Annotated in this window: 23 protein-coding genes and 7 tRNA genes; 21 read left to right on the forward strand and 9 right to left on the reverse strand. The window is 41.6% G+C overall.

The features are described from left to right. Nucleotides 1-2: 2 nt before the first annotated feature. The 14 genes from pepD (at nt 3) to ACZ5C4_RS05435 (ending at nt 7,451) form a co-directional block, all read left to right on the forward strand. The gene (gene pepD, locus ACZ5C4_RS05370) at nt 3-1,433 is read left to right on the forward strand and encodes a beta-Ala-His dipeptidase (RefSeq protein ID WP_464520091.1); all 1,431 of its coding nucleotides are present in this window, start codon (nt 3-5) and stop codon (nt 1,431-1,433) included. Between the two features lie 240 nt (nt 1,434-1,673). Then, the gene (locus ACZ5C4_RS05375; RefSeq protein ID WP_464520092.1) at nt 1,674-2,168 is read left to right on the forward strand and encodes a DUF1700 domain-containing protein; all 495 of its coding nucleotides are present in this window, start codon (nt 1,674-1,676) and stop codon (nt 2,166-2,168) included. Nucleotides 2,169-2,436: 268 nt separating this feature from the next. Next, on the forward strand, nt 2,437-2,622 hold the full coding sequence (locus ACZ5C4_RS05380; RefSeq protein ID WP_186875349.1) for a hypothetical protein: 186 nt from the start codon (nt 2,437-2,439) through the stop codon (nt 2,620-2,622). 128 nt (nt 2,623-2,750) lie between these two features. Further along, the gene (locus ACZ5C4_RS05385) at nt 2,751-3,899 is read left to right on the forward strand and encodes a THUMP domain-containing class I SAM-dependent RNA methyltransferase (RefSeq protein WP_464520093.1); all 1,149 of its coding nucleotides are present in this window, start codon (nt 2,751-2,753) and stop codon (nt 3,897-3,899) included. A 12-nt stretch (nt 3,900-3,911) separates the two neighbouring features. Next, the gene (locus ACZ5C4_RS05390) at nt 3,912-4,526 is read left to right on the forward strand and encodes an XTP/dITP diphosphatase (protein ID WP_464520094.1); all 615 of its coding nucleotides are present in this window, start codon (nt 3,912-3,914) and stop codon (nt 4,524-4,526) included. Further along, nucleotides 4,523-5,005 carry a metallophosphoesterase family protein gene (locus ACZ5C4_RS05395; RefSeq protein WP_464520095.1) on the forward strand — a complete coding sequence of 161 codons (483 nt, stop codon included), beginning with the start codon at nt 4,523-4,525 and terminating at the stop codon, nt 5,003-5,005. The genes ACZ5C4_RS05390 and ACZ5C4_RS05395 overlap by 4 nt, the downstream gene beginning before the upstream one ends. A gap of 130 nt (nt 5,006-5,135) precedes the next feature. Continuing rightward, nucleotides 5,136-5,210, forward strand: a tRNA-Pro gene (locus tag ACZ5C4_RS05400). Between the two features lie 7 nt (nt 5,211-5,217). Beyond that, nucleotides 5,218-5,288, forward strand: a tRNA-Gly gene (locus ACZ5C4_RS05405). Nucleotides 5,289-5,337: 49 nt separating this feature from the next. Further along, nucleotides 5,338-5,411: transfer RNA gene (locus ACZ5C4_RS05410), tRNA-Arg, on the forward strand. A 5-nt stretch (nt 5,412-5,416) separates the two neighbouring features. Continuing rightward, a tRNA-His gene (locus tag ACZ5C4_RS05415) sits at nt 5,417-5,490 on the forward strand. A gap of 52 nt (nt 5,491-5,542) precedes the next feature. After that, nucleotides 5,543-5,614 (forward strand) — tRNA-Gln (locus ACZ5C4_RS05420). A gap of 27 nt (nt 5,615-5,641) precedes the next feature. Further along, nucleotides 5,642-5,714, forward strand: a tRNA-Lys gene (locus tag ACZ5C4_RS05425). A gap of 447 nt (nt 5,715-6,161) precedes the next feature. After that, nucleotides 6,162-6,242, forward strand: a tRNA-Leu gene (locus ACZ5C4_RS05430). Nucleotides 6,243-6,434: 192 nt separating this feature from the next. Continuing rightward, on the forward strand, nt 6,435-7,451 hold the full coding sequence (locus tag ACZ5C4_RS05435) for an N-acetylmuramoyl-L-alanine amidase (RefSeq protein WP_464520096.1): 1,017 nt from the start codon (nt 6,435-6,437) through the stop codon (nt 7,449-7,451). 196 nt (nt 7,452-7,647) lie between these two features. Here ACZ5C4_RS05435 and ACZ5C4_RS05440 read toward each other — a convergent pair whose 3' ends face one another. Continuing rightward, a complete protein-coding gene (locus ACZ5C4_RS05440) occupies nt 7,648-8,871 on the reverse strand; it encodes a 6-phosphofructokinase (protein WP_464520097.1) in 1,224 nt (407 codons plus the stop codon). Between the two features lie 200 nt (nt 8,872-9,071). Between ACZ5C4_RS05440 and ACZ5C4_RS05445 the strand changes: the two genes are divergently transcribed. The 7 genes from ACZ5C4_RS05445 to ACZ5C4_RS05475 all read left to right on the forward strand — a co-directional run bounded on the left by ACZ5C4_RS05445 (nt 9,072) and on the right by ACZ5C4_RS05475 (nt 15,563). Beyond that, entirely contained in the window at nt 9,072-10,088 is a 1,017-nt protein-coding gene (locus ACZ5C4_RS05445; RefSeq protein ID WP_464520098.1) for a glycosyltransferase family 2 protein, read from the forward strand. Between the two features lie 116 nt (nt 10,089-10,204). Further along, a complete protein-coding gene (gene rbr / locus ACZ5C4_RS05450; RefSeq protein ID WP_186875343.1) occupies nt 10,205-10,801 on the forward strand; it encodes a rubrerythrin in 597 nt (198 codons plus the stop codon). Between the two features lie 21 nt (nt 10,802-10,822). Beyond that, nucleotides 10,823-12,565 carry a S8 family peptidase gene (locus tag ACZ5C4_RS05455; RefSeq protein ID WP_464520099.1) on the forward strand — a complete coding sequence of 581 codons (1,743 nt, stop codon included), beginning with the start codon at nt 10,823-10,825 and terminating at the stop codon, nt 12,563-12,565. A 74-nt stretch (nt 12,566-12,639) separates the two neighbouring features. Beyond that, nucleotides 12,640-13,671, forward strand: a complete 1,032-nt coding sequence (locus ACZ5C4_RS05460; protein WP_464520100.1) for an NUDIX domain-containing protein — start codon at nt 12,640-12,642, stop codon at nt 13,669-13,671. Continuing rightward, entirely contained in the window at nt 13,656-14,147 is a 492-nt protein-coding gene (locus ACZ5C4_RS05465) for a DNA-deoxyinosine glycosylase (protein ID WP_464520101.1), read from the forward strand. The genes ACZ5C4_RS05460 and ACZ5C4_RS05465 overlap by 16 nt, the downstream gene beginning before the upstream one ends. A gap of 138 nt (nt 14,148-14,285) precedes the next feature. Next, complete coding sequence (locus tag ACZ5C4_RS05470; protein WP_464520102.1) at nt 14,286-14,912, forward strand: GTP pyrophosphokinase; 627 nt, start codon at nt 14,286-14,288, stop codon at nt 14,910-14,912. 72 nt (nt 14,913-14,984) lie between these two features. Then, on the forward strand, nt 14,985-15,563 hold the full coding sequence (locus ACZ5C4_RS05475; protein ID WP_464520103.1) for a nicotinate-nucleotide adenylyltransferase: 579 nt from the start codon (nt 14,985-14,987) through the stop codon (nt 15,561-15,563). Nucleotides 15,564-15,697: 134 nt separating this feature from the next. On the opposite strand, the gene trhA is transcribed toward ACZ5C4_RS05475, so the two are convergent. The 8 genes from trhA to ACZ5C4_RS05515 form a co-directional block, all read right to left on the reverse strand. Then, on the reverse strand, nt 15,698-16,357 hold the full coding sequence (trhA, locus tag ACZ5C4_RS05480; protein WP_186875338.1) for a PAQR family membrane homeostasis protein TrhA: 660 nt from the start codon (nt 16,355-16,357) through the stop codon (nt 15,698-15,700). Nucleotides 16,358-16,588: 231 nt separating this feature from the next. Beyond that, nucleotides 16,589-17,518 carry a carbamate kinase gene (arcC, locus tag ACZ5C4_RS05485; protein ID WP_464520104.1) on the reverse strand — a complete coding sequence of 310 codons (930 nt, stop codon included), beginning with the start codon at nt 17,516-17,518 and terminating at the stop codon, nt 16,589-16,591. A 124-nt stretch (nt 17,519-17,642) separates the two neighbouring features. Next, entirely contained in the window at nt 17,643-18,182 is a 540-nt protein-coding gene (locus ACZ5C4_RS05490) for a prolyl-tRNA synthetase associated domain-containing protein (protein WP_464520105.1), read from the reverse strand. A gap of 14 nt (nt 18,183-18,196) precedes the next feature. After that, nucleotides 18,197-19,774, reverse strand: coding sequence for a DUF975 family protein (locus ACZ5C4_RS05495; protein WP_464520106.1), 1,578 nt, complete (start codon nt 19,772-19,774; stop codon nt 18,197-18,199). 139 nt (nt 19,775-19,913) lie between these two features. After that, nucleotides 19,914-20,519, reverse strand: coding sequence for a hypothetical protein (locus tag ACZ5C4_RS05500; RefSeq protein WP_464520107.1), 606 nt, complete (start codon nt 20,517-20,519; stop codon nt 19,914-19,916). Continuing rightward, the gene (locus ACZ5C4_RS05505) at nt 20,504-21,019 is read right to left on the reverse strand and encodes a flavodoxin family protein (protein ID WP_464520108.1); all 516 of its coding nucleotides are present in this window, start codon (nt 21,017-21,019) and stop codon (nt 20,504-20,506) included. Before ACZ5C4_RS05505 ends, ACZ5C4_RS05500 begins: the two co-directional genes overlap by 16 nt. Nucleotides 21,020-21,200: 181 nt before the next feature. Continuing rightward, nucleotides 21,201-21,590 carry a hypothetical protein gene (locus ACZ5C4_RS05510; protein ID WP_464520109.1) on the reverse strand — a complete coding sequence of 130 codons (390 nt, stop codon included), beginning with the start codon at nt 21,588-21,590 and terminating at the stop codon, nt 21,201-21,203. A gap of 111 nt (nt 21,591-21,701) precedes the next feature. After that, nucleotides 21,702-22,943: an ABC transporter permease gene (locus ACZ5C4_RS05515; protein ID WP_464520110.1), complete on the reverse strand. Its 1,242-nt coding sequence runs from the start codon at nt 22,941-22,943 to the stop codon at nt 21,702-21,704. Between the last annotated feature and the right edge of the window lie 8 nt (nt 22,944-22,951).

Here is a 22,951-nt window from a genome sequence, read left to right on the forward strand (position 1 = left end):
ACATGAATGTAGAGAATGTAATTTCATATTTTAAAAAGGTATGTTCTATACCAAGGGCGTCGGCGGATGAAGGGGCAATTGCAGACTACATAGTCGGGTTTGCCAAGGAACGCGGTTTGGAGGTGCACAGAGATGAGATAAACAATATCATTATCCGGAAACCAGGCACCGTAAAAGGGGCTAAACCAGTGATACTGCAGGGACATCTTGATATGGTGTATGTAAAGGAAGAAGGGAGCAGCCACCGTTATGAGGATGGAATCGAAGTAAAAGAAGATGAGGAATATTATTTTGCAGATGGAACGTCTCTGGGGGCAGATAATGGAATTGCTGTGGCATACTGTTTAGCAATTTTAGACAGTAAAGACTTAAAGCATCCGGATTTGGAAGTCATCTTTACTGTACAGGAGGAGACGGGACTGATCGGGGCAGATAAGCTGGATATTTCTTCCTTGAAGGGAACACGTTTTATTAATTTGGATTCGGAGGAGGAAGGGGTTTTCTATACAAGCTGTGCAGGCGGGCTGCGTTGCCGCATGATCTGGAATCTGGAAAAGGAGGTATGGGAGGAGGAGAGCGTCCCTGTAACTGTAAATGTAAGAGAGCTTGCGGGCGGTCACTCCGGCATCAATATCGGAAAAGGATTGGGAAATTCGATTGTGCTTTTAGGCAGGCTATGTTACGCTTTGAAGGATACCAAGGCAAGAATCTGCGACATGGAAGTAGAGGGCAAAGCGAATGCGATCGCAAATACGGGAAAGGCTTGTTTTTGTGTAAAGCCGGAAGAAAAAGAGAAAGTGGTGAACATCATCCGCGATACAGAAGAAATTTTCCGTAAGGAGCTGCAATATACAGATCATATTTCGCTGGAAATAACGGAAGGGCTGCCTGTAAAAGATGCAATGGTGTATACAGAAAAGTATCAGACAGGCATTACAAAAAGCCTTATGCTGCTTCCATACGGTGTAGCAGGGTATTCCTTTGCAATAGAGGGATTAATTGAGACATCTATGAGCATGGGAGCGCTGACAACAGAAAATGGGAAGATGACATTGCTTATGTCAATGAGAAGCTCCGTTGAATCGCAGAAATACTTTTTGAGAGATAAAATTCAGATCATTGCAGAAGCGTTTTGTGACGAATGTATTTTTGAGAGTGACTATCCAGGATGGCAATACAGGGCAGAATCGCCTTTGCGTGAAAAAGCGATTGAGATATATGAAAGATTATCGGGAAGGAAAGCGGAATTGTCGGCAATTCATGCAGGTCTGGAGTGCGGATACTGGGATGGAAAGAAGCCTGGAATGGATATTATCTCTGTAGGACCGAATTTGTATGATGTACATTCTACAAAAGAAAAAGTTTCCAAAACTTCTATATCAAATATGTGGAACTGGCTAACAGAACTTTTGAAAGAACTGTCAGAGGTATAATTTTAGTAACAGTTCGGCCATACAGTGTGCGGGAAGCATAAAACATGCTTGCATGTTTTTGCGAGCGTACATCTGTATGGCCGAACTGTTACTAATTTTAAGAAAATTTAAGAACCTTGTACTTTAAATAGCAGATAAGGTATGCTATTCTAAGTGCAAGGTTTTTTGTATAGGAACTTCGTTCTCTATACAAGAAAATCCACACTGGAAGCAGGACATAACAGTATGTAGGAGGTACAGATGACACGAACCGAATTTCTGGACAAATTAAAAGAAGCATTAAAAGGAAGCTTAAGTGATAGAGAAGTACAGGAAAATGTGGAATATTACGCACAGTATATAGCAGAAGAGACAAGGAAAGAAAAAAGTGAGGAGGAAATACTTTCCATGCTCGGCGATCCGTGGATTTTGGCGCGTACAATCATAGATGCGAGTGATGGAACTGACAGAGAGACGGTTTATGGAAGCGGACAAGATACAGCATATACACAATACAGGACAGATAGGAGATATGACCAGCAGAAGAATGGAAGATATGAAGAAGAAAAGAGGAGAGTTCATATACTAGGGCTGAATACTTGGTGGAAAAAACTGCTTCTATTACTTTGCGTTGTCTTGGTGATCGCTGTAATTGTGTCATTTGTTACGGGGATTATCCGCCTTTTAGCACCGGTATTGATACCGATTATTGTGGTTTTGCTGCTGGTACGGATGGTAAAAAACAGACATGAATAATAGTGTATTGTTTTGCAGAAATATAAATTAGAGAAAAGAAGAAAAAGTAAAAGACCGATGGGGGAGCCATCGGTCTTTTGAGGGGAGTATAAATAATTAATAAGGGGTTGTAGAAAGTAACCTTCCTACAAAAGATAGTATAATATATGAAATTGGAAAAAGCAAGCAAAAAAAGAAAAATTCTGTAACTTATTTGTAGATTTTCTGAATAAAAAGTGTATCATCTTCAAACAATATCTATGTACCAAATAAACAGGAGGGATACACAATGGCAAAGAATTACAGCAATACAAACAATTCAAACAAAAATGCAAGCAACAGCTCTTATTCATCTTATGCAAATGAACAGAACAAGAACAAGACATCTAACTGCGGCAAAAACTCTAACAGCAACTCTTCCAAAAACAAGAATAGCAAGAGTATGAACGCATATGATGAACAGGACAACTACTAAACAGTGTATATGTCTGTCCTAAACAAGGGTGTATAAACAGACTGTCAGGGGCGTAGGAAAGTTCAACTTTACTACGCCCCTGATTTATAGTAATATGGATACAGACGAATTTTAGAACGGAGGAGTTCATGGAGAAATTGGAATTGATTGCCCCCTGTCATTTTGGCCTGGAATCTGTACTGAAAAAAGAGATTCTAGAGCTTGGCTATGAGATAGCGCAGGTAGAGGATGGCAGGATTACATTTTATGGGGATAGAAGCGCTATATGCAGGGCGAATATATTTCTTCGGACAGCAGAACGAATTTTGCTGAAAGTAGGAAGCTTTCCGGCTAAGACGTTTGAGGAACTGTTTGAAGGAACAAAAAAATTGGCATGGGAAGAATACATACCGAGAGATGGGAAATTTTGGATTACAAAAGCGGCATCTGTAAAAAGCAAACTATTCAGTCCTTCCGATATACAGTCGATTATGAAGAAAGCGATAGTAGAACGGCTAAAGGTAAAATACCATAAGGATTGGTTTGAAGAAAATGGTTCTGCTTATCCGATTCGGGTATTTTTGATGAAGGATGCAGTGACAGTAGGGATAGATACCTCCGGAACCTCGCTGCATAAAAGAGGGTATCGTCAGAGACAGTCCAAAGCGCCGATTTCAGAGACACTGGCGGCAGCTCTGATTCTTTTAACCCCATGGAAAAGAGACAGAATTTTAGTAGATCCTTTCTGCGGAAGCGGTACCTTTCCGATTGAAGCGGCGTTGATTGCCGCAAATATAGCGCCTGGTATGAATCGGAGTTTTACAGCAGAGCAGTGGGACAATCTGATACCAAAGAAAGACTGGTATGAGGCAGTGGACGAGGCAAACGACCAGATACAAGAAAATATTGAAACAGATATTCAGGGGTATGACATTGATGAGGAAGTAATTAGAGCTGCAAGGCAGAATGCGCAGGAGGCGGGGGTTTCCCATCTGATTCATTTGCAGCAGAGAGCTGTAAAGAATTTAAGCCACCCGAAAAAATATGGGTTTATTGTTACCAATCCTCCGTATGGAGAACGGATTGAGGACAGAGAGTCACTCCCAGGGATCTACAGAGAGTTCGGAGAAGGATTTGCGAGACTTGACAGTTGGTCGGCATATATGATTACGAGTTACGAAGATGCAGAGAGGTATTTTGGAAGAAAAGCCGATAAAAACCGCAAAATCTATAATGGCATGATAAAGACATACTATTATCAGTTTTTAGGTCCGAGACCACCCAGACAAAAGAGATAGAAGGTAAGAAAAATGGAAAAGAGAATTGTTTTTGCAACCGGAAACCAAGACAAGATGAAAGAAATACGAATGATACTGGAAGATTTGGGAATTCCAGTTTATTCGATGAAAGAAGTAGGGGTAAATATTGAGATTGTGGAGGATGGAACGTCCTTTGAAGAAAATGCGGAGATTAAGGCGAGGGCTGTATCCAGAGTTTTAAAGAATGATATTGTTCTTGCAGATGATTCAGGACTTGAAATTGACTATCTGGACAAGGCGCCAGGCATTTATTCTGCGCGGTTCGCCGGAGAAGATACTTCTTATGATGTAAAGAACAGAATTTTTCTGGATCGTTTGGAAGGTGTTCCAGAAGAGGAACGTACGGCACGTTTTGTCTGTGCTGTAGCGGCTGTATTCCCAGATGGCACTTCAAAGACAGTGCGTGGAACGATTGAAGGGAGAATCGCCCACGAAATATTAGGAGAAAATGGATTTGGATATGATCCTATATTTTACGTGCCGGAATATGGGTGTACAACAGGTGAAATGTCCCCAGAACTGAAAAATAAGCTCAGTCACAGGGGAATAGCACTTCGTGCTATGAGAAAAATTCTGGAAGAAAAATATGGGAAGGAAGCATTATGAAAGTATTAATTGTCAGCGATACGCATGGAAAACACAGGAGTCTGGATCGTGCGCTGGAAGAGGCAGGAGAATTTGATATGTTTATTCATCTGGGCGATGTGGAAGGCGGTGAGGAATATATCAATGCTGTTATCGACTGTGAGAAACATATGGTGAGAGGAAACAATGATTTTTTTTCAGAGCTTCCGCAGGAAGAAGAGTTCTATATTGGAAAATATAGAGTATTTATTACACATGGACATAATTATTATGTATCATTGGATACAGAGTGTTTGAGAGAGGAAGGAAGATCGCGGAATGTGGATATTGTGATGTTTGGACATACACATCGTCCTTTTCTGGAACAAAGTGATGGAGTTACACTATTGAATCCAGGAAGTCTTTCTTATCCGCGCCAGGAAGGGAGAAAAGGAAGTTATATGATTATGGAAATAGATGAGAAGGGGAGAATTAAATATAGGGAATGCTATCTGGAATAGTGATATAAATGAGGATGAGAAGCACAAATGCAAAATTGTGTTAAAAAAATGAAAAATTTTGTTGACATGTGCCCTTGTCTATAATATAATAACTATTGCGTCACGGGAAGACAGAGTTGACGAGCAATATCGGGGTGTGGCTCAGCTTGGCTAGAGCGCCTGGTTTGGGACCAGGAGGTCGCAGGTTCGAATCCTGTCACCCCGATGGTTTTGCGGGTGTAGTTCAATGGTAGAACACCAGCCTTCCAAGCTGGATACGTGGGTTCGATTCCCATCACCCGCTTTCTCACAGTAGAATGTGAGGGGTCTGATAGACAGGGGATATTTCATAAGAGTCTGTAGCTCAGCTGGATAGAGCAACGGCCTTCTAAGCCGTAGGTCGAGGGTTCGAATCCCCCCAGGCTCGTTATGGTGGGTATGGTGCAGTTGGTTAGCGCGCCAGATTGTGGTTCTGGATGTCGTGGGTTCGAGTCCCACTACCCACCCTTTTTCTTGCATAAGAAAAGCTGGCATGCAGTGTCAGACACAAGTCTTTAATGGGCTATCGCCAAGCGGTAAGGCACAGGACTTTGACTCCTGCATTCGCTGGTTCGAATCCAGCTAGCCCAGTTTACTGAAAATAGTATATGGACATAAGGGCGTGTAGCTCAGGTGGTAGAGCACTTGACTTTTAATCAAGTTGTCCGGGGTTCGAATCCCCGCACGCTCATTAGACAAAGACAGCGGAACTCCTCGTGGAGAGTTTTGGCTGTTTTTTTATATAATAGGATTCGGGTGTCAAAAGGTAACTTTTGCAAATGCTTCCGGCACTTTTCACAAAAAGATAACTTGCCAGACGACTTTATGCGCGATGGAGATGAAACTCAAAAATCTCGGAAGCCTTTGCTGACGTGATTTTCGTATTAAGAGGTTCATCGGAATGTTCCGCGCACCGGAGTCTGAAAAGTTACTTTTTGTGAAAATTGACAAGAGAATTTAAATAGGTTACCTTTTGACACCCTAATCATAATAGAAAATTTCGATAAATTTCCTATTATACAAACACATGTATTCTAATTCTACAAATACTGTAGACGCTGATTTTTAATAGGTCTTGACATTTGGATAGATATTGTATAAAATTAATATGCTGTTTTTAGAAAGCTTATATTGTTATGCGGATATGGCGGAATTGGCAGACGCGCCAGATTTAGGATCTGGTGTCTACGACGTGCAGGTTCAAGTCCTGTTATCCGCATTGAATAAACCCTTTGAGAATACTTAGATATAGTGTTTTCAAAGGGTTTTTCTATTTTTTTATAAAAGACAGGAACGAATCTTTAGATATGCTGCATAAAATAATACGAAACATATAGTTCAGAGAAAGAAGAGGGACCTTGGTGCAATACCCCTCTGCCTGCTGTGGCAGGAAAGAAAGGAGATCTTAAATATGAAAATAGGTTTGAGAGGCGGACATAGCCCGAACTGTAAAGGGGCTGTTGGAATCCTTGATGAACAGACAGAGGTAAGGAAGATTTATAATGCTCTTGCTCCTATACTACAGGCGGCAGGACATACAGTTGTCAACTGCAATTCTGATGCGTACAGCGTAAGCGGTGAGCTTTCAGAAGGTACAAATAAAGCGAATTCAAATGGTTGTGATGTATATATTACTATTCATATGAATGCTTCCGGAGGTGCGGGAAACGGGACAGAAGTGTGGCTGTATGACGGAAGCAATGGGACAATGAATAGCATCGCAGATAATATCTGCAATAATTTTGCAAAAAAAGGATTTCAAAACCGAGGGAGAAAATATAATACAGGTTACCATGACTTAAATGCTTCCGCTATGCCAGCAATGATTGTGGAAACGTTATTTTGCGATAACAGCCATGATGTCGATTTATATAACAGTTTGGGGGCATCCGGCGTTGCTGAATTGATTGCAAAGGGAATTGCAGGACAGACTGTATCCGGTGGTGTAACAGTGTCCGTACCGCCTTCTACTTCTTCAGTATCGGAAGGAGATGCAGGGGTTGTATTTACCTATGCTGTGAAGCTGACAGACGGAACGATCCTTCCGTTTGTAGAAAATCTGTCCGACTATGCAGGGCTTCCGGGAAAAACAGTGGCAGGGATTGCAGTAAGAGTAAATAAAGGAACCGTAAAATACAGGGCACACAGTAAGGAAAGTGGATGGTATCCGTATGTAACGGGATGTGACTGGAATGATATTATAAATGGCTGGGCGGGGGATAATGGAGCTACTATTGACGCTGTGGAGGTCTATTATGAGACACCGGCAGATATTGTAGAAAACTATGGCTACCAGAAAGCACAATACAGGGTTGCCCCAGTGGGCGGCGCTTATTATGCATGGCAGTTTGACAATGAGAAAGATGAGCAGCAGGATGGATATGCTGGCGTGTTCGGAATAGCATTCGACAGATTCCAGCTATTCTAAATCTTTATTTTGCCGCCGGCTACTTTTACTGAAGTAGCCGGTGATATTGGAGAGCTTAGGGAAGAGTTTGAAAAAGAGCGAGAATTATAAAGAAGCAAGAAGTATTTGTTGAAAAAAATAAAAAAGAATGGAAAAAGGAGCAGTTCTCTGCCTGGAACCACTCCTTTTTAACTATAGCTTTATGTATTCTGGACTTTTATCTGCGGTATGCAAATCGGGGAAGTCCATTTTCTTTTGGGACAGATACTTCTCCCTGAATCAATGGCTGAGCATAACGGATAAACGCCTCTGTCACATCACAACCGTCTTTGGTAATCCAGTCCGTAGGAACCGTTTTTTCCTGATTACAGATAAGCGTGACATCCTCTGTTGTGTAATCTACTGTATAAGGATCTTCTGCTGCACGTTTCAACGCGATCATTTTTCCGCTTTCTCCTTCCAATGCACATTTGACACCGTAGGCGCCGGAAGCAACTGCCTCTTTTAGATCTGTGCCGGAAAGCATAGAGGAGGAACATCTCTGGCATACGTTGAGTTCAATGGAACGCACTTTGACGCCGAGCCTTTCTTTTACAAGGTTTTCCAGATATTTGCCAGACCCTGTCAGCATTTTATGGCCGAAATTATCTACGCCGACGTCGTTTGCAAATTCACAGACAAACTTGCCATGTTCATCATGGATACCTTCGGATATGCAGACAACAAGATTAGAGGTTGTCTGAAGGGCTTTTTCAATCTGTTTTAAAAAGGCTTCCTGGGAGAAGTTCGTTTCCGGCAGGTAAATAAAAAGTGGATTATCTCCTTTGTATTTACGTGCAAGGGCGCTTGCCGCCGTAAGCCATCCTGCATGTCTGCCCATAATCTCCACAATGGTAACAGACTTTTTGTTGTCATAGACAGAAGCGTCAGTTACGATTTCGCGGACAGTAGATGCCACATATTTTGCGGCACTTGGAAATCCCGGGGTATGATCCGTTAGAATCAGGTCGTTATCGATCGTTTTGGGAATCCCGATAAAACGAATGTCACTGCCCGTCTTTTGCGCGTAGCGGGAGAGCTTGCTGACCGTATCCATAGAATCGTTACCGCCGATATAAAAGAAATATCCGATTTTATAATCAGAGAATTTCTGAAATAGAAGAGGATAGACCGCATCCTCTAGATTCTCTGGGAGCTTGTAACGACAGGAACCAAGATAAGAGCCTGGAGTGGTTTTTATAAGTTCTAGTTCTCCGGATTTGTCAAGTGGTTCCATATCCATAAGCTTTCCATTTAAAAATCCTTCAATCCCATTTATCATGCCATAGACAGTGCCAAAAGAGTCCTCGCGGTTAAGTGCTTCATAGACAACCCCGTAAAGACTGGCGTTGATGACGGCAGTGGGGCCTCCAGACTGTCCTACAATTACATTTTTTTTCATCTTGTTTCCTCCTGGATTAAAATCATCTGAAATCACCGGTGTGGGTATACCGGCCTCTATAATTACTATAAAGGAAAGAGACAGAATTTACAATAAAACAAATGAAAAGATTGTGCTGTACGAGGAGTATTTTCCTTTTAATCGGGGAAAAACAATGCTATAATGAGTCTGTATTTAGCATAGAAAGGATGAGAAGGAGCATGAAGTATATATCATTTGCAATTCCCTGTTATAATTCGGAAAGTTATATGGAAAAAGCAATTTGTTCGATTCTTGCAGGCGGTGAGGATGTAGAAATCATCATTGTCGATGACGGCTCAAAGGATGGAACTTTGGAAATTGCGAAGAAATACGAAAAAGAATACCCTGCGATTGTCAAGGCGGTTACAAAGGAAAACGGCGGACACGGAGATGCGGTTAATTGCGGGCTTCAGGCGGCGACAGGAAAGTATTTTAAAGTGGTAGACAGTGATGATTGGGTAAATAAGGATGCACTTTTGAAAATTTTGGAGACGATAAAGAAATTTGTAGATGCCGGTACAGAAGTGGACATGGTGATTGCAAATTATGTATATGAAAAGGTCGGGATGGAGAACAAGAAGGTAATTCGGTATAGTAATGTACTGCCCGAGAACCAGATATTTAAATGGGATGATATAGGACGGTTTCGGCTGGATCAGTATATTTTGATGCATTCTGTTATTTACCGGACAGAGATGCTCAAGCTTTGCCAGTTAAAGCTTCCAAAGCATACATTTTATGTAGACAATATTTATGTCTATTATCCACTTCCGCATGTCAGAACGCTTTACTATATGGATGTGGACTTTTACCGGTATTTTATTGGAAGAGAAGATCAGTCGGTCAATGAAAAAGTTATGATAAGTAGGATAGATCAGCAGATTTTTGTCACAAAAACAATGATTGCAATGTATGAGTTGAAAATGATTCCAAGTGGAAAGCTTAGAAAATACATGATCAATTATCTTGCTATTATGATGACAGTTTCCTCCATTCTGTGTATCCGATCCAAAAAGCAGGAAAATTTGGACAAAAAGAAAGAATTGTGGGATTATCTAAAGAAAAAGGATTACGGGACATACTTTAAAATTCGATACGGCATTCTGGGACAGACAATGAATCTTCCAGGGAAATCAGGACGTAAAGTGTCGTCTCTTGCCTACACAGTAGCGCGGCGTCTGATTGGATTTAATTGACCGGACAGAAAAAAGAGACCGCAAAAGAGTCGGAGGGATAGTAAAATTATTCCAGAATAAGAATAAAATTGAAGCCATGGCACATACTAGTAATAAAAAGAAAAGGAGTATGTATCATGGCTTGTAATTTTTCACAGAGCAAGACAAAAGAAAATTTGATGCGGGCATTTGCAGGGGAAAGCCAGGCGCGGAATCGTTATACAATCGCTGCCGAGAAGGCCGAGAAGTCAGGAATGTATACAGTGGCGGACATATTTTTGTATACAGCAGATCAGGAACGCGCCCATGCAGAAAGGTTTTATGAGCTTCTAAAGGAGATGTCAGGACAGACGATTCAGATTGACGGGACATACCCTGTGGATCAGCAGGAGACTCTGGCAGAGCTTTTAAGGGCAGCGGAACACAATGAGAAGGAAGAATATGAGGATGTATATAAAAATTTTGGGGACACAGCGAAAGAAGAAGGGTTTTTAGAAGTGGCTTCTGCGTTTTATCAGATCGCGCAGATTGAGCATATCCATGAGATACGCTTCGCCAGACTGGCAGAGATGTTGGAAAATAATACGTATTATGCCAGTGAAGAAGTAAGCACTTGGATGTGCACAAACTGTGGTTATATCCATGAAGGGAAGCAAGCGCCGAAGGTATGTCCGGTTTGCAGACACGAGCAGGGATATTTTCTGCCGGACGAATTTATTCCTTATAAAGGCTGATAGGAATTAAGGAGTTATATAATGAGCCAGAAATCAGAAAATCTATTGAATCTTGCACTAGAGGCGACAGAGGAAGAACGAATGAAATCTCTGGAATTGGAAGTCGGATATCATCCGATCGAAAAAGAATGGGATTTGATTGTAAAGTATTCAGGGTCTCTGTCTGAGATACGTAAGACGGCGGTATCCGTTACAGAATTGATGAACGGATATGCGGTACTTACGATAGAGGAGAAACAGATAGAAAATCTGGCACGTTTTCCTGAAATTGAATTTATAGAGAAACCGAAAAGACTATTCTTTGAGGCAGAGAATGGAAGGAGGGTTTCCTGCATAGATTCTGTGCAGCGTCCTCCTCTTTCTCTGTCAGGGAGAGGCGTGCTGGTAGGAATTATAGACAGTGGAATTGACTATACAAACCCGAACTTTTGTAATGCAGACGGAACTACCAGGATTCGCGCACTGTGGGACCAGAGTATTCAGGGAAAACCACCTGCAGGGTATGCATTGGGGACAGAGTATACACAAGAACAGATTAATATGGCTCTGGCACAGGAAGGAAGTATTGAAAGTAAAAAAGAGATCGTGCCGAGCAGCGATACATCAGGACATGGAACGGCTGTAGCAGGGGTGGCGGCCGGAAATGGACGTGGAAGTGAGGGGATGCGGTACAGAGGGGTTGCTTATGAGAGTGAATTGATTGTTGTAAAATTAGGAAATGCCAGAACGGACGGATTTCCGCGGACAACGGAGCTGATGCAGGCAGTAGACTATGTGATACGAAAAGCATTAGAATATCGGATGCCGGTCGCGGTTAATATCAGTTTTGGAAATACATACGGTTCACATGATGGAACCACCCTGCTGGAACGATTTATAGACGCTGCATCAGATGTATGGAAAAATGTAATCTGTGTGGGGAGTGGCAATGAAGGAAACAGCGCGGGACACACATGGGGAAGAATGAATGAAGAGGAAGAAGCGGAGGTACAGCTGGGTGTACAGATGAATGAGCCGGCTCTCAATCTGCAAATATGGAAATCTTATGTCGATGAGATAGAGATATCTGTTGTCAGCCCATCAGGTGTTCATGCGGGACCCTTTAAGGAAATACTGGGGGCACAGCGTTTTGTGATTGGGGGAACAGAGCTGCTGGTGTACTATGGGGAACCAAAGCCATTTAGTGTCCGGCAGGAGATATTTATAGATTTTTTGCCCAGAGAAACCTATATAGAATCTGGCGTCTGGAAAATCCTGTTGGAACCGCAAAAAATTACAGAAGGGATATATCAGATGTGGCTGCCCAGTGAAAATGTTTTAAACAGAGGAACCGCTTTTTTAAAACCCTCTGCGGAGATGACACTGACAATTCCTTCTACGGCTTCTAGGGTGGTTACAGTGGCTGCATATGACGCATTGACCTTTTCCTATGCAGATTTCTCAGGGCGAGGGTTGACCGCGTACAATACAGGAGAGATGCAAAAACCGGATCTGGCGGCGCCAGGTGTGAATGTAACAGCACCGTCGGGAACAGGATATGGAAAATTCAGCGGTACTTCCTTTGCGGTGCCCTTCGCGTCCGGAAGTGCGGCATTGATGATGGAATGGGGAATTGTTAAGAAAAACGATCCGTATCTGTATGGCGAAAAAGTAAAGGCATATCTGCGCAGAGGAGCACGCAAGCTTCCCGGATATGACAGGTGGCCGAATCCACAGCTTGGATACGGGACACTGTGTTTAGAAGAAAGTATTCCGAGACAGTAAAACATTGAAAAAATAAGAAAAGTACACTAATATATTTATAGGTGAAAAATGAAAATGACAGGGGACAAAAGAAAATGGAGAGATTGAGTACACTATGTTATATAGAAAAGGACGGCAAATACTTGATGCTGCACAGGACGGTAAAAGAAAATGATGTCAATAAAGATAAATGGATTGGAGTAGGCGGACATTTCGAGTATGGAGAAAGTCCGGAGGAATGTCTGCTAAGAGAGGTAAAAGAAGAGACGGGATATACACTGACTTCATGGCAATACCGGGGGATTGTGACATTTGTATATGGAGAAGATGTGGTAGAATATATGTCTTTATATACTGCGGATGGGTTTACAGGGGAGTTAATTGCCTGTGATGAAGGAGAACTGGAATGGATTGAAAAGGAGAAAATTTCCAGCCTGGAGCTTTGGGCAGGAGATAAAATCTTTTTCCGGCTTCTGGAGGAGACGGAAAGTTTCTTCTCCCTGAAACTTGTGTATGATACGCAGGATGTGTTAAAGTATGCCGCCCTTAACGGAACGCCGATGGAATTATTCGATGTGAGAAGGGAGGATGGCACGAAAAGCGGAATTGTACAGGAAAGAGGTGTGGTTCACAGGGAAGGACTGCTTCACAGTACGTCGCACGTGTGGATCGTGCGTGAGAATAATAAAAGCGGATATGATGTACTTTTACAGAAAAGAAGCGCACAGAAAGATTCAAATCCAGGCTGCTATGATATTTCCTCTGCAGGACATATCGAAGCGGGGGCAGATTATTTGGAAAGCGCTTTGCGTGAGATGAAGGAAGAACTGGGGATAGAGGCGCTGCCAGAAGAATTGCAGGAGATTGGAATTCATAGGGGAGGGTTTTCAGATGTGTTCCATGGACGCCCTTTTAAAGATAATGAGTTGAGTATGGTTTATCTCTACCGGAAACCAGTAGAGATTTCCAGGCTAAAACTTCAGAAGGCAGAAGTAGAAACGGTCATATGGATGGACTATGAGGAGTGCAGGGAAAGAATGAAAGAGCATACCCTTCCAAACTGCATTTATCCAGAGGAATTTGATATGGTAGGGGAGGCGTTGAAAAAGATATGTCTGACCGAATAAGCCATGAATTTGCCCCTGTATTTAACGAGCAGTCCAGAATTTTGATTCTGGGGACTTTTCCGTCCGTAAAGTCAAGGGAACAAAAATTTTATTATGGACATCCGCAGAATCGGTTCTGGAAAGTGATTGCACGGCTTGTAAATGCAGAAGTACCTCTGACAATCGCGGAGAAGAAAATGTTGCTTTTAGACAACAAAATTGCTGTATGGGATGTGATTGAAAGCTGTGAAATTACCGGCTCAAGCGACAGCAGTATTAAGAATGTACGGCCTGCGGACTTACGCATGATCTTAGATCGTGCGCCGATTCAGAAGATTTATGCAAACGGCAGCACTGCAAAAAAATTATATGACAGATATAGTCTGGAGAGGACAGGAAAAGAGATTACAGGACTGCCGTCTACCAGTCCGGCAAATGCGGCATATTCTCTTGAGAGGCTGCTGGAATATTGGAAAGATATAAAAACCTGTCTTTAAATTTAGAAAAAGGCCGTTGCAACAATCTTTTACGGAATATTTACAAAAGGATAACCTCAGTTTGGTGGCTGCATAAAAATAACTCTGTTAGCATATATTAGTAAGCATTAATGTGAAAGCAGAGAAAGAAGTGAAAGTTTGAAGCAGGACAGAGAAGGGCTGAGAGGATTTCTCACCGAAGGAGCTTTCCCAGTGAAGGGACAGTGTGTCATCAACCTTTTGTTGACAAGGCTTGAGATTATGAATATGGAGCTGTCATTGGAAATGGGGAGGAGCATTATCCAGACAAAAAGCGGAAGGCTAAAATCATACAAAAGTACATGTAAAAAGCTAGAGAAAAAAGGACTGAAAAGAAATGTGCAGGCGGTATTAAAGAAGATACACGATTTGATTGGAGTGCGTGCGATTTGTTATTATGTGGATGATATATATAGGATAGAAAAAAAGTTAAAGGAACAGTCAGATTTTCGTATTGTAAAAGTAAAGGATTATATACAGAATCCTAAAATATCAGGGTATCAGAGTCTCCACGTAATTTTAAAGGTTCCGATTGTATTTCAAAAAGAGATACAGTGGATGGACGCAGAATTGCAGCTTCGGACAGCAGCGATGGATTTCTGGGCAAATTTGGATCATCAGCTGCGTTATAAGAAGGAAGGTGAAGAGCTGCAGTCCATAGATGAGGAATTAAAAGAATGTGCCCAGATGATTCAGAAACTGGATACAAAAATGCTGCATATCAGAAAAAAAATAGAACGGATATAGATAGGATTTGATTTACTAAAAGAACTGTATTATACTTGGTTAGTAGAAAACGCAGGAGAGGAGTTCGGTCAGATGACTGACAAAGGCATAACACATGGAAGATTTCAAGTACTGCATTTAAAACATATGGAGTATTTGTTGGCGGCGAAGATGCGTTGCCAAAAACTATACATCGGGATCACACATCCGGATATTTCTGTATATCCTGCAAACTCTTCTTTAGATATACATGGCACGACAAAGAGGGATAATCCGTTGACTTATATTGAGAGATACGAGATGCTTTTAGATGCTCTGCTTGATTTTGGAGTGAAAAGGGAAGAATTTGAAATTATTCCGTTTCCGATAAGCCATCCGGAGATTCTGATGGAGTATATTCCTTCAGATGCAGTTCACTATATGAATCTATGTGGGGCATGGGATGAAGAGAGAAGAAGGATATTGTCAGAGCTTGGAGCGAAGGTTGAGGTTCTTTTTCAAAAGAGTGAAGAGGAAAAAGGAATTACTTCCTCCAGGATTCGTGAAATGATTGCGGATGAAGAGGCTTGGGAGATGTATGTCCCCAAAACAGTATATGCATATATTCTTACGCATGGGATTGAGAAGAGAATTCAGCAATTGCAGTATATATATACGCCGTCCTTGGAATAATGGCTGACAGGGAACAGGAAAGGCCGGCCAAAAGCAGTGAGTAGGTTGGGAAATAAAAAATGGAAAAAATAAGAGCCAGGTCCGTAAAAGGCCTGGCTTTTGTATGGAAAGCAGAGGAGTATATCAGATAAAGCTTATGGAAGTACAAATGCATACATTACGATAAAGTGGCAGGCACTTCCGCCCATCACAAAGAGGTGAAAGATTTCATGGCTTCCAAAATTTTTGTGTCTGCTGTTGAAAATTGGAACCTTAAGCGCGTATATTACACCTCCTACAGTATAGATAATTCCTCCTGCCAACAGCCAGCCAAAAGCTGCGGGAGACATATTGTTGAGGATTTGTGTAAACGCAAGAACACAGGTCCAGCCCATTCCGATATAGAGTACAGAAGACACCCATTTTGGGCAGTATACCCAAAAGGCTTTAATTAAAATGCCGATGAGAGCGATTCCCCATACAATACTTAAAAGAATGATACCGGTTTTTCCCTTTAGAACAATCAGACAGATGGGAGTGTAACTACCTGCTATTAAAACAGAAATCATCATATGGTCTATTTTTTTTAAAATTGTATTTGCCTTTTTGGAAATATCAAATGTATGGTAAGTAGTGCTTGCGGCATATAATAAAATCAGGCTTGCCGCATAGATGGCAAGTGAGACTATATATATTTTGCCTGGTTCATTAGCTGCTTTAATCAGAAGGGGAACTGCTGCAAAGATAGCCATTAACATTCCTATAAAATGTGTAATTGCACTGCCAGGTTCCTTGATGTGTTGTTTCTTTTTCATAGATTACACCTCCTGCGGTTTTGAAATGTTTATAAGTAGTTTTAAATACTACATTAAGTATATGTATATATTATGACAAGTATTCGAAAAAATCAAGTAAAGTGATGAAAAAAATAAAAAATCCTGTGATGAAAACGTTACTGCGTTAAACGCTTGTTTTCATCACAGGATTTTTATCTGTCTCTTACAGTTAAAAAAAGGCAAAATAAAGCTCCAGGAACGTAATTTTTATTATGCAATAATGGTTCCTGTTTTTTCCTTCAGGCCTTCTTTGACTTTGTCGAAGGAAGTAATCAAGGCGCTGCGATTCTCGCCGTCTTCGATAAATTCAATGGCAGCCTGAAATTTCGGGAGCATATTATAAATACCGAAATGTCCTTCAGCCATATATTTTTTTGCCTGTTCTACAGTGATTTTTCCTAATTTTTCTTCATTTTCTTGTCCGAGGTTGATACATACCTGCTCTACACTCGTAAGAATGATCAGTTTATCTGCATTTACTCCTTCTGCTAACTTTCCGGCTGCAAGATCCTTCTCAATTACAGCGCTGGCACCTTTTAAATGGTTGTCCTGTTCCATAACAGGAATTCCGCCTCCTCCGGCAGCAATAACAATCTGATCTGCATCAAGAAGGGCGTTGACAGCATCAAGCTCTACAATTTTGACTGGATTCGGCGCTGATACGACACGACGGAATCCTTTACCGGACTCTTCAATGACATAGTTTCCCTTTTTGCGCTCTTCATTTGCTTCCTGTACATTCATATAACGACCGAGTACCTTGGTCGGAGTATAAAAGGCCTCGTCATATGGATCGACGATCACCTGTGTAAGTACAGTGCTGACGGTGCGGTAGATACCACGGTTTAAAAGCTCCTCCCGAATTCCGTTTTGTAAATCATATCCAATATAACCCTGGCTCATGGCAGAGCAGACAGACATTGGAGCAGCAGTATAATCAGGATGTGCCTTTCCAAACTCATTCATAGCGGCATGAATCATACCGACCTGGGGAGCATTGCTGTGTGTAATGGCAACCTGGTATCCTTCCTCTATCAGATCTGCGATAGATTTTGCGGTATTTTTTACAGCGATTTTTTGTTCCGGCAGGGTGGTTCCCAACGCTCGGTGCCCTAAGGCAACTACAACTCGTTTTTTCATAGTATTCCTCCAGTTTGTCTCTGCTGTCCTCTGCATCTGAAGCTTAAAGAGAGACAGAAAGTGCCGGACAAAGAGACTTCATAATTAATAAAAAGTATAATCGTTTTTCAGGGAAAATGCAATATTATAAATGCACTGTCACATAAGAATGTCCGGTATGTACAAGGAATTTTTCCAGTATATCCTCCATTCGTATTTTCAGGCTGGAGGTATTGATACAAGGATGACAGCCTATGAATTCTTGTGCCAGAATCTCCTCATCTATAAGGAGGTGGACGCGGTGGCATGTATCATTCATAAGTCCAAGTACGCTGGCACTTCCTGGTGAGGTATTCAGTAATTCTTCCATAAATTCCGGCTCTGCAAAAGAAAGGCGAGAGATATGAAGCTGGTGGGAAAGGTCTTTTGTGACAAATTTTTTCTCTCCCGGCATTAAAAGAAGATAAAACTCTGTTTTCTGACGATTCCTAAGAAATAGATTTTTGCATGGCATGATGCCGAGCACATCTTCGATTTCCCGACATGCTTCTATAGTGGGAGCAACGTCGTGATCTACGCCCGTATAAGAAATTTCCAGTCTCTGCAAAAGATCATACACCCGTTCTTCTTTAGAAAGACGGGCAGTGCAGTCTGGCTTTTCTGTAAAAAGTTGCGTATGTACCATAATGATTCCTCCAATCAGAAAGTGAAAATTGAAAAAAGAATGTCCGCGGCAAAAAGAACCGTCAATAGAATACACAGCCAAATTCTTTTTTTACGGGTCAGCTTTAAAAATAAGCGGTTCCATCTGGGAGCGAGGGAATAAAAAAACGCACAGCCTAGAAGAGCAAATGCTACAGTACCGCCCATATAAATACGTCCGTTTATATTTAGAAGGTAGGAACTGTAATTCCAAAGTCTTATGTGGAGTCCGAATTCTGTAATCCAGTTGACCGCATATTCAAGTAAAGAATACATTCCCATAATAAGTAGAAATACAAAAACAGGCTTTGCAGATAATTTGCGCATAACAATAAGAATACAGATTCCACATAGTCCATAGAGAGGAATCCATGGACCGGTAAGAAGGCTGCGGCTTGTAAAGGTGCCATCTCGCAGCAGTGTGATGCCTACTTCTAAAAGCCATCCAAATATAGAGAAAGCAAAGAATAAAAAATACAAAGACATAAAAGAGTATTTCTGCTGTATTTTAAGGGGAGCCTTCACCGCATATTCCGGCGGCTGGATAGAATATAAAAATGCAGGATACTGGGCCGGTGCAAAATAAGCAATTTTCGTATAAGGCCCCTGTGAGTCATCGTAAAGTGCTTTGCTGATCAACAGTTCGTCTTCGGAGAGTACATGTTCGAGCGCCGGATCATTGAGTTTTTCATAACAAGGTGAGCGAAGAAGGACATAATTGCGCCGGAGAGTCATATATAATTCTGCTTTTGTGCCAATTACATATGGATTTACAAATAAAATATCCAGAAATCCTAAGGTAAGAATAGAAAGACATTTCCACCCTAGAAAAGAAAGATCCAAAAGAAATAGCTTCCATTTATGCTGATGAGTAAGCTGCTTCGAGAGGTAAAATGCATGTTTTCTTCCGACAGCAGGATTTTCTGAAAGAATAAATGGAATCATGCTATATTCATAGTGCTTTATAATTCCCCCGATAATTGTAAAATTCCACAGCAGCTGAAAAAGAGAACGGCAAAACATAACCCAGGCTGGTTTGAATATAAATCTCAGCTTGTACAAATAGAAGATCTTATTGATTCTGGTCTGAGGATAATTTCTAATCTCCAGGAAGAAGCGTGCCTCTCCGACCAAAAGAAGATTCGAAATAAAGAACTGATAACCAAATGAAAGAAATACTCCTATCATTAGAAAAAGTGTAGAGTAACTCAAAGGATCCAAAAGAAGGCTGTTGAATGCACGCAGGGCAGAAAAAACAGCTGAAGAGGTATTGGTATATAAATCAATTAAAATGTCAGCTATCCGAAAGGAGTAACTGTCCAGTGCTTCTTCAGTACCGGCATCATCAGAAATATATTCGATTGTATCATTCAAAACTTCAGAGTTTGAATCTTCCGGCATATATGCAGACTTGGTCTGATATTGTGCTGTGAGAGTATGCTGACTGAAAAATGTTGTAGCCAGTGGGTAAGAGGTAGTAAGTGTGGCAATTAAAAAACAGACGGATATCATACGCCAATATCCTGCCTTGACGTGTTTCCTCGCTGTTTTCTTAAGTGTCGATCGTTTCCACATTTTTACAATTCCTCCGGAAAACTTAAATTAACCTTATTATAGTTGAGATAATTTGCATTTGCAAGTAAAAAGGGGCTGCCTGGAAAGGCAACCCCAGATTGTCAAGGAACCCCTGTTAAGCTAAGACAAAATAGAGGCTCTATTGCTCCGATTCGATTTCCATAGTCCGCATTTGTTCTTCTGTTGTGTGGAACCGTTTTCCATAATCGAGCCAGTATTTTTCCGCTGATTTTATGAACTGTCTTTTGCTTAAAGGCAGAGTAACAGAGAGCACTTGGCTTTTCCCCTGACAGACTCCTTTTACGAAGGAACGAATCTTCCGGCGGACAAGAAATGCAAAGGGAGTTTTAAGAATCGCCTCTCCCGATCCGATCTGAAGGGTCATCCCGTAAGAAAGTCTGGCTTTTTTGCAGAAATATTGCAGTATTTTAACTGCGGTATCATTTTGCTGCGGTTCAAGGAAGCCACAGTTGATAAGCACATGGGCCTGCATACCTTCTGGGAGGTGCGCCTGTTCCAGATATTTTAGAAAGGGAAACAGTACAGACGGAACGGCGTCCGCATACAGTGGAAATACAAACAGGATGTGCTGGTATTTTTGCAGATCGAGTTCCTCTTGCTTTTTTGAGGTTACAAGATAGGTGTCTGCCTGTCCTTTCCAGTATTTTTGTACGAGCTGCGCATACTGTTTGGAGTTGGATTTCGGTGCACGGGGACTTCCGTTTACAATTAACAATCTTTCCATGCGTTCACCTCCTGATGTATAGCGTCTTTGATTTCTTCTTCCTTAACAAACCGGATACGCCAGTCGTTAAAGGATACATTCTTTGCGTTGCGGGAGACAAACTCTTGAAATATATTTTGTTCTTCTTTAGAGGTATCTCCATAAGCGATAATAACCGCTGACTTTTGTTCTACATTCCTTTGTACATGGTGTGTTTCCCCTTGATGCAGGCGTATGAAAGCCTGCTGTACTGGAATAGAGCGTTCTAGCAGACGCTTTAAGGGTTCATCATACATCCCACAGTACAGACGACTTACATAAATCAGCTTTTTACTCTTTGCGATTAGGGGATAGAGCGTTACCGCGTCGTCGCGGATAACACACTTTCCCGGCGTCTTTACCCAACAGGAAAAGCATCCGGTACAGCCTTTAATCTGCTTGTGATTTAAATCGATATAATAAGTGTCCGGCGCAGAAGGAAGTCCTTCTGGCAGGGGGAAATCTGATATGAGTAAATGCAATCTACCCTCTCCTTTCGTTTGTTAGTTTCGTCCATTTTAGCAGAAGAAAAAGTAAGGCGCAATACCTAAAAAAGATAAGTGGAGAAGAAAAAGTAATGGGGAAGCAACAAAATAAAATTTTGTTGCTTCCCCAAATGCTTTTAAACAGCAGGTCAATTTGAGTAGGGCGGAGTAATCCGGCCTATTCAGACTGATACCAGCCCCACATATAAAGAATCGGAAGAATCAGATCTATCACATACAAGAAGGAGAAGCCCGCGATAAAGGAAGAGTATATAACACTTCCAAATTCAAGTACGAGATAAATAACTGCCATAATCAAGACGGATTTTTTTGATTTGTGCAGTACACCGACGATACCGGCAACCAGAACGACACAGGCGGATGCAATCATATATACATAGTATCCGGTAGAAGGAGCGCTCTGTCCGAGCATTTCATAGGACTGTTCCATTAAATCCGGCATAGTGACTGCCATTACAGTAGACATAATAGAGCCTAAGACAGAAAGACTTCCAAGAACAATCACAATAATTGAGACAACTTTTAACATTTTGCTAGGTTTTAACATACTTATATCCTCCACATAATTAAAATAAAAATTTATACTTGTTTGAGTATTCTATAATGTATATATACTATCAGCATATGACTTTTCCTGCAAGAGCTGTGTACCAGGCTCTTACATGCGCCTTAAAGCCTCAATCGGACTTAGTTGGGCAGCCTTACGTGCCGGATAAATACCAAATACAATTCCAACACCACAGGAAAAAATAGTGGCAACTACTACAGCAGGCCAGGAGAGCTGTGCGTGTATACCGCCGATTTCCAATGCACTGATCAATGCGGTAAGAGCTCCTCCAAGCAGTATGCCGATAAGACCTCCCATGCCGGAAATAATTGCGGATTCACATAAAAACTGAAAAATAATGGAACCTGTTTTTGCACCTAGTGCTTTACGGATGCCGATTTCACGAGTACGCTCTGTAACAGAGACGAGCATAATATTCATAACGCCGATTCCGCCGACAATGAGAGAAATACCCGCGACCAGCGCTACAAATGCTGTCACGCCATCCATAATGGAACCAAACATATCAGAAAGATTTAATGGTTTTTGCTGCATGAACGGGGCATCTCCAAGATTCTGGTGTCGTGCATTTAAAATCTGTACGGCGGAGGAAGCTGTTTTAGAGGCATCCTCCGGATCATATACGGTGACAGATACAGAGGAGAAGGCATCCAGTGGAATTCCAAAAGACTCCGCAGTCGTGTATGGCATTTCCAACGTAGATATGGACTTTTCCATTCCCATCATCTGATAAGTCTGTTCGACCTCCATCATATCGTCGGAGGTTTCACGAATTCCTACAATTGTCACCTCCTGAATACCGCTGTCAACCGCAAGCTCCAGACTCATTCCAATGACGTTGGTATTTCCAAAGAGATACAAGGCTGCGATTTCATCAATTACACAGACGGGGTTCGCATTGGAGACATCATTGTCCGTAAAATATTTTCCCTTTACGAGAGGAGAAGTGTACTGCGCGTTTTCATAGTCTGGTGTAGTAAAGGTAATATAAGTATCGAAGGTTCCTTTTCTTGTCGTTGCTTTTCCAATAGAAGTCTCTGCGGCAGATACGCTTTGCACACTGTCATTTAAAGAGGTCTTCAGATAAGCAATATCGTCTCCGGTAATGATTTTTGTGTCGGTGACCTCGTCTTCATTTGCCTGGATAGTTACAGTATTGTTCTGCTCATTGGAAGCGTCAACCACATCTTTTTTCAAACCATTGCCGATAGAAACAATCGTGACAACGGAGGTGATGCCGATGATGATACCGAGCATTGTCAGAAAGGAACGGCCTTTGTTGGAACGGATATTATCCAGAGCCATTTTTACATATTCAAGAAATTGTCCCATAGTATGTC

Source organism: Mediterraneibacter flintii, assembly GCF_055387595.1.

Excerpts from the sequence above, each read along its gene's own strand:
- ACZ5C4_RS05380 (WP_186875349.1), top strand. The coding sequence starts at position 2,437 with ATGGCAAAGAATTACAGCAATACAAACAATTCAAACAAAAATGCAAGC.
- ACZ5C4_RS05440 (WP_464520097.1), bottom strand. The coding sequence starts at position 8,871 with ATGAAAAAAAATGTAATTGTAGGACAGTCTGGAGGCCCCACTGCCGTC.
- ACZ5C4_RS05385 (WP_464520093.1), top strand. The coding sequence starts at position 2,751 with ATGGAGAAATTGGAATTGATTGCCCCCTGTCATTTTGGCCTGGAATCT.
- ACZ5C4_RS05465 (WP_464520101.1), top strand. The coding sequence starts at position 13,656 with ATGTCTGACCGAATAAGCCATGAATTTGCCCCTGTATTTAACGAGCAG.
- ACZ5C4_RS05500 (WP_464520107.1), bottom strand. The coding sequence starts at position 20,519 with ATGGAAAGATTGTTAATTGTAAACGGAAGTCCCCGTGCACCGAAATCC.
- ACZ5C4_RS05455 (WP_464520099.1), top strand. The coding sequence starts at position 10,823 with ATGAGCCAGAAATCAGAAAATCTATTGAATCTTGCACTAGAGGCGACA.
- ACZ5C4_RS05510 (WP_464520109.1), bottom strand. The coding sequence starts at position 21,590 with ATGTTAAAACCTAGCAAAATGTTAAAAGTTGTCTCAATTATTGTGATT.
- ACZ5C4_RS05375 (WP_464520092.1), top strand. The coding sequence starts at position 1,674 with ATGACACGAACCGAATTTCTGGACAAATTAAAAGAAGCATTAAAAGGA.
- ACZ5C4_RS05515 (WP_464520110.1), bottom strand. The coding sequence starts at position 22,943 with ATGGGACAATTTCTTGAATATGTAAAAATGGCTCTGGATAATATCCGT.
- pepD (WP_464520091.1), top strand. The coding sequence starts at position 3 with ATGAATGTAGAGAATGTAATTTCATATTTTAAAAAGGTATGTTCTATA.
- ACZ5C4_RS05475 (WP_464520103.1), top strand. The coding sequence starts at position 14,985 with ATGACTGACAAAGGCATAACACATGGAAGATTTCAAGTACTGCATTTA.
- ACZ5C4_RS05390 (WP_464520094.1), top strand. The coding sequence starts at position 3,912 with ATGGAAAAGAGAATTGTTTTTGCAACCGGAAACCAAGACAAGATGAAA.
- ACZ5C4_RS05435 (WP_464520096.1), top strand. The coding sequence starts at position 6,435 with ATGAAAATAGGTTTGAGAGGCGGACATAGCCCGAACTGTAAAGGGGCT.
- ACZ5C4_RS05460 (WP_464520100.1), top strand. The coding sequence starts at position 12,640 with ATGGAGAGATTGAGTACACTATGTTATATAGAAAAGGACGGCAAATAC.
- ACZ5C4_RS05445 (WP_464520098.1), top strand. The coding sequence starts at position 9,072 with ATGAAGTATATATCATTTGCAATTCCCTGTTATAATTCGGAAAGTTAT.
- ACZ5C4_RS05490 (WP_464520105.1), bottom strand. The coding sequence starts at position 18,182 with ATGGTACATACGCAACTTTTTACAGAAAAGCCAGACTGCACTGCCCGT.
- arcC (WP_464520104.1), bottom strand. The coding sequence starts at position 17,518 with ATGAAAAAACGAGTTGTAGTTGCCTTAGGGCACCGAGCGTTGGGAACC.
- trhA (WP_186875338.1), bottom strand. The coding sequence starts at position 16,357 with ATGAAAAAGAAACAACACATCAAGGAACCTGGCAGTGCAATTACACAT.
- ACZ5C4_RS05495 (WP_464520106.1), bottom strand. The coding sequence starts at position 19,774 with ATGTGGAAACGATCGACACTTAAGAAAACAGCGAGGAAACACGTCAAG.
- ACZ5C4_RS05395 (WP_464520095.1), top strand. The coding sequence starts at position 4,523 with ATGAAAGTATTAATTGTCAGCGATACGCATGGAAAACACAGGAGTCTG.
- rbr (WP_186875343.1), top strand. The coding sequence starts at position 10,205 with ATGGCTTGTAATTTTTCACAGAGCAAGACAAAAGAAAATTTGATGCGG.